Consider the following 7,727-nt stretch of genomic DNA (forward strand, 5'->3'; position numbering starts at 1 on the left):
GCATTGCGCTTAGAGAACTCAGCCAAAGCCTGAATCATTGCCTCGTCGCCTTTAATCTCAACCCCAGCCATCAGATCCAACAGCACAGCCCTAAGTCCGAGCCGATGACGCATTAACCACGCAGTAGAATGATTGCTCCAGTCAGTGCAAATTGCTAATCGCTCCCGTTCCGATTTATCGCGTTCGGCAACCACAGAGGGCGGTGGAACAAACTCCCGTCCCTGATCATCAGTGACCATTTCTCCAGGCGCTGCCAATATCGCCTCCAGTGCGACAATCTTCTTAATTAAGCGTCCAGAGTCATCTTTCTCAACCAGTTCCGGGGTTATACTTATCCCATAAGTGTCCTGAATACGGAACTTCTCACACTCCAAAACCTCCTCCGGCTTGAGATAATCCTTATGCTGCCTGCTGTTGTAAGCCCTTCTGTCAATATCTTTAGCATTGGCAACTTTACGGTAATGCTCCTCATCGATGGCGATACCCACCGCTTTCATCCACCGCGAAGTCGCTTCATCACCACCGTCGCTCAAAGGAATAATCGTATTCCCCATTTCCTCCAATAGCGATCGCAGATCAAAACGAAGATTATTAATCGACCAATTCCTTTGCGCTTCAATCTGACAGCTAGCATCCAACGCCCAGTCTTTCTCTGCCCCACGTTTCCCTGTCTCGCGGTTAATGCGAATTAGAAAAGCGGTCATCTCGTTTTTCTGGAGAATCTTTTCCTTGATGCGACGGGCATTAGTTTCGGCGTAACCAAAGGGAGGACGTGGGGCCACCCAAACATAGATGGGAACATCAGGACGATACCGCCATAACTGTTGAGCGCATTCTGTAGCCGACTGTGAAACAGCATGAAACACACCAAACACAGCATCAAAATGATAAGTGGAAATGTCAACCCCTGTAGCGAGACTGGGAGTAATTAAAAAAGCGTCAATATCCTTAATGGCAATGTTAATCTCCCTGATGAAAATCACATTTTCCTCACTACCACTGTTTTCCGAATGAATAGCCCACACCCGTAACTTGCGGTCTTCGGCTGATTCGGGTGTTTCGTCGCTATCATCTATCAATGTCCCGTCATTCAAAGCGCGTTCCAATTTCTTGATAAACCGCTTACTGTCGCTGACCATCATCAACTTTTTACCCAGCATCAACTGAGCGTGGAACTCGGCAACGATTGCGCTACTGTTTTTCCCCTCGTACCAATAAGTTTGACGACCACCTGAACGATATTCGTTTTTGATGATGTAGGGTTTTTCATCCGCCGATCGCATTCGCATGAAGAACTCAATGGTCAAATCATCCAGGTGAGCATCTGCCAACACTACCAGCTTGGCATTGTAAACCAGATACTCCAGCACTTCCAGAATAGCCCCCCGGTGTTCCTTGCAGGTTTTGGACTTGAGCAAGTGAGCAAGATACGGGCAGGCTTCATCTATAAATAAGATGTCATAAGCCTGTAAATCATTCGCCATCTTATACAATGAGTCTACAGTGATACTCAGTGCTTTAGCTTTAGCCCAATCGCCGCAAGAAATCGCAGAGTACATTGCTGTTTGCAAGCGATCGCTGAGATTTTTGAGCAAAGTAACCCGATGCCCGTTGTTCAAAAAGCTCAAGTCTGGGTTATCTTTTCTAATCATGGCCAAGATTTCGGTCTTGCCAGTCCCCATGTCAGAAGCCAAACCAACTAACCCCGACTGAGGCAGGGAGCGGATGACTGTGGAAAGATAGCGGGTATTAACGACAATATTAGGTTTGAATTTGTGAAGTCCCCTGGCACGATTTACGAAAAATCTTTGGTTTAACTCGCTGATTCTCAAGGCATCAGCAATCATCGTGGACACTGCTTTGTCTGCCTTTTTACCCAAAGCTACAACCCAATCGTCAATTCCTTTTTCGGGGCCAGGGAGTAGCGCCACTTCGCATTGGCAGGCAAGTTGGAGAATGACTTGACAGGTGCGACGAGTAGCAGCAAAAACCTGCTGTTTGGTTTTGGGTTTGGTTTCGTAGTCGAAGAGAATGATGAATTTACGCTTGTGTTGAGCCACTGGGACTAAATCGGGGTGCAGGTATTCCAAGTCTTCCTTGCCCACGCGACCGTTCCAGATTCCAGGGAGTGCGATGGCTACATACCCCAAAGTTAGGAGACAAGCAGCCTTCTTCTCGCCCTCCGTGAGGCATACAGGGATTTCGGGGTGTGCCATGACCCAAGCCCAAAACCCTAATGCTTCACCAACTTCTGTAACAGTAATATGTTCTGGCGTCGGCACGTCATAGCGTAGGGCTATTACTCGCCAAATGTGCAGAGGGACTCTCAGATATGTAACTCGGTTGGGAGTTTTGGGTGGTGATTCATATTTAACGGGCTTTTGGGTTTGTTCTTGAGTTGTCTTGTCCCATTCCAAACGAGGACAATCAGGTTTCATCCGTCCCCAGTCCATCGGTAGCCAATTATTGAGCGGGTCGAGTCCATTAACCCACCATGCGCCCGACTCTACGTGGGCATATCTTTTCAAATACCCATCACGCAATCGCCCATCGTTGCGTCTGGCAGTTTGGGGCAGAGCGTATAAAAGGTATTCGTATACTTCCGAACCATTTAAAGAGCGGACATTTAGGGCAGTGAGTTTGGGGTCAACGGCGGAATTAACTACCCATTCATGCCAGTGGTTGGGAGCTAATTCACTGTTCGGATTCTGATGTATATCAATTGTGTGGCTCAAATGAACAGCATCATTTTGGTTCGAGGAGTCACGTAAATTTAGATAATGCTTTGGTAATTCATAATGAGAATTGATGAAGGGATTTTTAAGTACAGTTTTGGAATCAGTTTGGTTTTTGAAAACTTCTTTTGAGGTTGGTTCAGAAATATTGGGTATTTTAGGTAAGCCATAATTAGGATCTAATAACCGACGACGTTTTGCTTCTCCCATGATCTGACTCCTTTTTGAGGGAATAAGATAGTACAAACAAACTAAGAATTTGTGATTGTAGATGACTTAGAAAAAATCAATTGCACGAAAATTGATGCTGTCAGCCAGTGAATCTGATATAGAATCAGGGTTGACAGCTTTTTTGAAGTGCTATTGTTTATCTGCTCAGATTGAAAAAATCAGAATTATCTGCTTCTGGCTGTATGTGGTCGGAATGTGAGATTAATACGTGTGCTAACCACTTTGTTAGTCTTGGGAACTTGATGCAGATGTGTGGACTGACAGCCTGGGTGCATCACAAGCAAACTGCCGTGTTCCAGCCAGAAGTCTGTTGGTTTGCCATTTCTCGGTTTGATTTGGAATTTGCGACATGACCCCAAGCTGACTGATGCAATCACTGGGTTGAATCCCATCGATGGCTCGTTGTCGGAATGCCAGCCAATTGAATCGGTACCACTGCGGTACTGATTGCCAATGACTATGCGGAACTTGTAGCTAGTCAATTTAGTAATAGAGTCGCGTAACTTAGCCAGATTGTCTGTCCAAGTCACTGGTTTCAAAAACACGCACTTTGAGTAAAGGTAATCACATCCGGCATCACCATAAATGCACTCCAGGCGGGGAACGGGCATTGTTTTACCCGCGATCCTGATTTGATTCTGCTGCCACTCCAGTTTCAAGCAGTGTTGGTAGAGCGAGTTAGCTTGTTCAAGACTTAAGAAATCGGGGTAGTAGGTAATAGGTAAAACTGGGGTTGATTCAGCGAATAAATTTAGCTGTTGCATAAAACGAAGATTGTAATTTTTGATGGTTCGAGTGATGGAGCGAAAACTGATACCATAAAGCCAGCACTGATCACATATACAACCAGGCATTCGCCTCTGGCGTTGGCGCAGCCATCGCCTTTGACTAAGGAGTGCGAACGCTTTCATTTTTTGACCAACACCCGTGGCTTCTTGGTAGCAAAAGCCCCCGCAATTCTTAGCGCAGCAGTCGGGTTTGGGTGAGCAAAAAACTCCTCAATTGCCTTGGTGAGACCATCTGCAACAATTGGGTCATGGCAGGCGTAAACGTAAACTGGCTGCTGAGTGCCGTTAACCAGCCGCATTTCCTGACGCTCTCCCAGTTGTGGGTAAAAGGTGCGAACCCAAGTACCGAGATGACCGCGATAATGCGAACCGTTAAGGGGGACTTTCTTACCCAGTTCGTTCTCTGCAAAATTGACCACACCCATCCATTTCTGTTGGCTACCGGAAAGTGCTTGTTGATTGTGTTGGGCTAGGAGATTAGCAGCGAAGTCTTGAAAATGCTGTTCCATGTATGGATTGAGTCTGCCACCTGTAAGTTGGGCTAAAGTTCTCATCGCCTCGACTAAAGTTTGTAGGCGTTGTTCAACAGGTGGGAGGGCAGAGGCAGGTACAGGAGTTTGGGCAGTAACACTTGGAACAGCTGCAACCAAATCTAAAATGATGGTTCTAACTTGCGCTGCTACTTGAGATTGCTGCAAGATCATTGCGATCCTTAACGCACCCAAAGCCGAAAAAACCCTAACTTGGGAAGTTCTAGATGGTAGACAGAGTGTCTGTCGAGCATCACGTAAGTCAATGCCTGTAAAGGTTTTAGTTTCTTGGGTTTGGAATTCAGATTGATTTACTCTTGTTAGTTCTTTGACTGCGGACTCTGTAACTGAAAAATATTCCGCTATTTGTGCAGTAGTTGCCCAGCCGCTACCATTCCATACAGCGAACACTATTGCCTTTGCTTTGCTGAGAACAACTTCTGCGCGTGAATTATCTAGGTTAGAAAGTGCAGAAGTTCTTAATGATGGAGACTCGACTAAAACACTTTGATTTAAAGGTAAATTCATGTTGCTCGACTCCTAAGTAAATCTCAAAACTTTAAACATTCACACGCACCAAACTTTTTTCACCAATCAGTGAGAAGCGATTCGATATAGTTCGTGATTGAGTTAAGGTTGGCGACACCAATTCGACGACGTAAAACCAAGAGTTATTCACAAGCCCAACCCCCAAAATCAGCCGTTGCTTTGTTCCTTTATCGTGAGAACAGAGCATCACTCTTTCGCCCAGAACGAAAGCAGGTTTTTGCACTTTGATGGCTTCTAACTCTCCAGTCCCGATGATTTGGTTTTGTGTGGCGTGGAGTATTTCTTTTCCACAATCAATTGAATAAATCCAACATTCGTGTTTCCATTGCATACCGCAGCAATAGCCGAATGTTCTTGTGGTTCTCAGATAAACTCTTTCCAGTAAATTCACCTCAACGGGTGGAATTTTTTTGCCCCAGGGTGGGGAGAGATACCAACTTGTTTTCAGCGCGTTAATGTGGTCAATCATGCTTTTCTCCCCAATAAGTAATTAATGGCTTCGGAGTCAATAGAGGCAATACGCTTTTTTAAATGTTGTGGGGGATTGTCAAAAAAGTTTTTAAGATGCCATCTACGGACTTGATAACGCTTAGAAGAACGGCGACTAGTTTTCAGCCAACCACGGCGCACCCAACCAGAAACGGTGGTGGAATGCACACACAGAACACGGGCGATTTCAGCACTACTATAGTTATCGAGAAAGGGGCTTGTAGAATAACCCAAAGCCCAAAGTTTAGTAGCGATAGCAATTGGAGTACGGAAATAGCCATGTCTTTTTAAGATTGAGGCTATTTGTTTAGGGTTATAAAGTTCAGCCTTAGCTTCAATGATTGCGAGTTCCTCATCAGTCCATTTTGTATGCATCTGATTACCTCCTATATTTATGCAGCTTTAGTAGAAGATTGTTCTGCTACAATTCGAGCGCTAATAGATTCAAAATCCACTTGAAAGATGTTCATATCTGTGGACATTTCCCCAGTGTTGTAGCGGTCTACTATGTGCTGCTTAATTGCGGATTGATTCAGCCCATCAGGGATATCGATGTGCGCTTCACTTGTGATTTTTTCAACTACTGTAACGATGACTTTCATGGTTAATTCCTATTTGATTAATTCAGGATTCAGAAATAAAACTTCTTCTGAATCCTAAATTTCGATTTACACTGCTCCAGTCTTTACCAGTTGTAAATGTTGCATCCATGCACTGATTGCTGTTAACTCATCAGCACCGCTAGCAACAGCATCAACAACAAGATGTTGATACGAAGACTCAGCATGATTGGGATATTCACACTTGTTTGAAGCCCAAGCCAAACACATGGTTTTGATTAGTTCATTAATTTGGTTAATATCAAGTAAACTTGGGCGGTCAACATCCTGGAATTGCAACCACTCTTTGACCAAATCAAGCGGATAATCAAGCAAGGTGCGAATATTTTTAACTCGCAAATCCTGTGGGTGTACTGGTTGAGAAACTACGCTAAGTTTTGGTGGAGTCAGTGGGGGTTCGGGAGGGTTGCATAAACCTAGTTTAATTTCAGTAATCATGTTTCACCTCGGTTAAGTTTCATTGATTAGTGTTCTGTGTATAATGGGAATTCTGTAGCGGGAGAAAAACTTCCGTGCGTTCACTTGAATAAGCGGCACTCATTCAGGTGAACGCTTTTTTACTAGAGAGAAGATTCTTGATTGCGGTCTAACTCCCATTGCAGATAAGTCAACGCAGTGCTAGCATCAGCAATGTTTAAATCCGGTTGATATCCCTTGTCTAGTAGTTGTTTGTAGTCTGGGTGCGTAGCAATTTTAGATACCAGAGTCTGGGCTTGTTCAAGTAATTGGTAGAGATTGGGGCTAGACAAATCAAAGCCGAGTCTGGAACATAAATCCTGAGCTTTCACACCGAATGTTCCTGGCTCAATCTCCGTGGCTAACTCTTCAAGCAGAGATTGAAAATTAGGATGTTCATCGTTGATTTCAACCTCAAATAAATCTGCACACGTTGTAATAGTGCTTACCCAATTGGGTAAAGTTTGTGGAATGGTTTTCGCGTAAAGTTTCATGATTGCGTCCCCTGGAATTAATAACTTAAAAATCCTCGGCAATTTCCAACAAAAAACCGCGTCCCGTGTTCTGTACTTGCACCAGTTCCTTATCCAGCAGAGTTTGAATAACTGAATCCGAGAATTGGAATTGCAAACGGTGCAGAGGAACACAATCACCAAAAGAATTAAAAATGCAAAATTAAAAATGCAAAATTAATTTCTTCTTCAATTTTGAATTTTGAATTAATAATTTTGAATTTGAGCAAAGCGAATGATTAGCCCTACGGTCAAACTTGTCTGTAGAATTAGCCATTGTTTGCACCTTGAGTTAATACGGTTAACTGTCGGTTGAGAATGCTTATTTGCTGTTGATAAAAGTCGATCTCTGCGTTAATTTGCTGGAATAATTTTTCTGGTGTGAGCGGTTGGATTTGATCCTCTTTCAAGTACGATATTTCATCAGAGTTTTTATTAGGCATCAGCGCATAACGCCAGCCACCACCGAATTGTTCAGCCAATTCTGTACCAGAGGGGTAGTAATAAAGCCCCAGAATGATGCCTTGGTTTGTGCGCTGTTCCAAATCAAAGCGAGGGTAGCCAAGCGTGTTGGGGGATTGAGATTGTGGGTCTCATAGATTTAATTGGGGATTGGTGAATAAATAATTAGGGAAAAGGGGAAAGGGCAAAGGGCAAAGGGGAATGGCACTAAGAAAAGCTATAAGCTATGCAGGATAAGGACTAGAATCTGTAATTAAACAAGCCATATCTGAGCTAAAAATCAAATATAAAAAGCGATTATTTGACCCATTAATAACGTTGTGGGTGTTTTTATCGCAAGTGTTGGATACTGATA

General features: G+C 43.9%; 9 protein-coding genes. All 9 read right to left on the minus strand.

Annotation, left to right across the window (positions count from 1 at the left end; genetic code table 11):
- Nucleotides 1–2,945, minus strand: a 2,945-nt coding sequence (locus H6G97_RS40735) for a plasmid replication protein, CyRepA1 family (protein WP_190946293.1), incomplete at its 3' end; no start/stop codon positions are given.
- Between the two features lie 185 nt (nucleotides 2,946–3,130).
- The gene (locus H6G97_RS40740) at nucleotides 3,131–3,877 is read right to left on the minus strand and encodes an alpha-ketoglutarate-dependent dioxygenase AlkB family protein (RefSeq protein WP_242055909.1); all 747 of its coding nucleotides are present in this window, start codon (nucleotides 3,875–3,877) and stop codon (nucleotides 3,131–3,133) included.
- Nucleotides 3,874–4,812 carry a hypothetical protein gene (locus tag H6G97_RS53820; protein WP_242055910.1) on the minus strand — a complete coding sequence of 313 codons (939 nt, stop codon included), beginning with the start codon at nucleotides 4,810–4,812 and terminating at the stop codon, nucleotides 3,874–3,876. The genes H6G97_RS40740 and H6G97_RS53820 overlap by 4 nt, the downstream gene beginning before the upstream one ends.
- 31 nt (nucleotides 4,813–4,843) lie before the next feature.
- Nucleotides 4,844–5,302 carry a DUF1392 domain-containing protein gene (locus H6G97_RS40750; protein ID WP_190946294.1) on the minus strand — a complete coding sequence of 153 codons (459 nt, stop codon included), beginning with the start codon at nucleotides 5,300–5,302 and terminating at the stop codon, nucleotides 4,844–4,846.
- Entirely contained in the window at nucleotides 5,299–5,697 is a 399-nt protein-coding gene (locus H6G97_RS40755) for a MerR family transcriptional regulator (RefSeq protein ID WP_190946295.1), read from the minus strand. The genes H6G97_RS40750 and H6G97_RS40755 overlap by 4 nt, the downstream gene beginning before the upstream one ends.
- A gap of 17 nt (nucleotides 5,698–5,714) precedes the next feature.
- Nucleotides 5,715–5,924 carry a hypothetical protein gene (locus tag H6G97_RS40760; RefSeq protein WP_190946296.1) on the minus strand — a complete coding sequence of 70 codons (210 nt, stop codon included), beginning with the start codon at nucleotides 5,922–5,924 and terminating at the stop codon, nucleotides 5,715–5,717.
- Nucleotides 5,925–5,990: 66 nt separating this feature from the next.
- Nucleotides 5,991–6,380 carry a hypothetical protein gene (locus tag H6G97_RS40765; RefSeq protein WP_190946297.1) on the minus strand — a complete coding sequence of 130 codons (390 nt, stop codon included), beginning with the start codon at nucleotides 6,378–6,380 and terminating at the stop codon, nucleotides 5,991–5,993.
- A 122-nt stretch (nucleotides 6,381–6,502) separates the two neighbouring features.
- Nucleotides 6,503–6,892, minus strand: coding sequence for a hypothetical protein (locus H6G97_RS53825; RefSeq protein ID WP_242055911.1), 390 nt, complete (start codon nucleotides 6,890–6,892; stop codon nucleotides 6,503–6,505).
- A 287-nt stretch (nucleotides 6,893–7,179) separates the two neighbouring features.
- Nucleotides 7,180–7,455, minus strand: a complete 276-nt coding sequence (locus H6G97_RS40775) for a hypothetical protein (protein ID WP_242055912.1) — start codon at nucleotides 7,453–7,455, stop codon at nucleotides 7,180–7,182.
- Nucleotides 7,456–7,727: the final 272 nt, after the last annotated feature.

Origin of the sequence: Nostoc flagelliforme FACHB-838, from assembly GCF_014698065.1 — a bacterium.
Taxonomy (GTDB): Bacteria; Cyanobacteriota; Cyanobacteriia; order Cyanobacteriales; family Nostocaceae; genus Nostoc; species Nostoc flagelliforme_B.

Excerpts from the sequence above, each read along its gene's own strand:
- H6G97_RS40740 (WP_242055909.1), bottom strand. The coding sequence starts at position 3,877 with ATGAAAGCGTTCGCACTCCTTAGTCAAAGGCGATGGCTGCGCCAACGC.
- H6G97_RS53820 (WP_242055910.1), bottom strand. The coding sequence starts at position 4,812 with ATGAATTTACCTTTAAATCAAAGTGTTTTAGTCGAGTCTCCATCATTA.
- H6G97_RS40750 (WP_190946294.1), bottom strand. The coding sequence starts at position 5,302 with ATGATTGACCACATTAACGCGCTGAAAACAAGTTGGTATCTCTCCCCA.
- H6G97_RS40755 (WP_190946295.1), bottom strand. The coding sequence starts at position 5,697 with ATGCATACAAAATGGACTGATGAGGAACTCGCAATCATTGAAGCTAAG.
- H6G97_RS40760 (WP_190946296.1), bottom strand. The coding sequence starts at position 5,924 with ATGAAAGTCATCGTTACAGTAGTTGAAAAAATCACAAGTGAAGCGCAC.
- H6G97_RS40765 (WP_190946297.1), bottom strand. The coding sequence starts at position 6,380 with ATGATTACTGAAATTAAACTAGGTTTATGCAACCCTCCCGAACCCCCA.
- H6G97_RS53825 (WP_242055911.1), bottom strand. The coding sequence starts at position 6,892 with ATGAAACTTTACGCGAAAACCATTCCACAAACTTTACCCAATTGGGTA.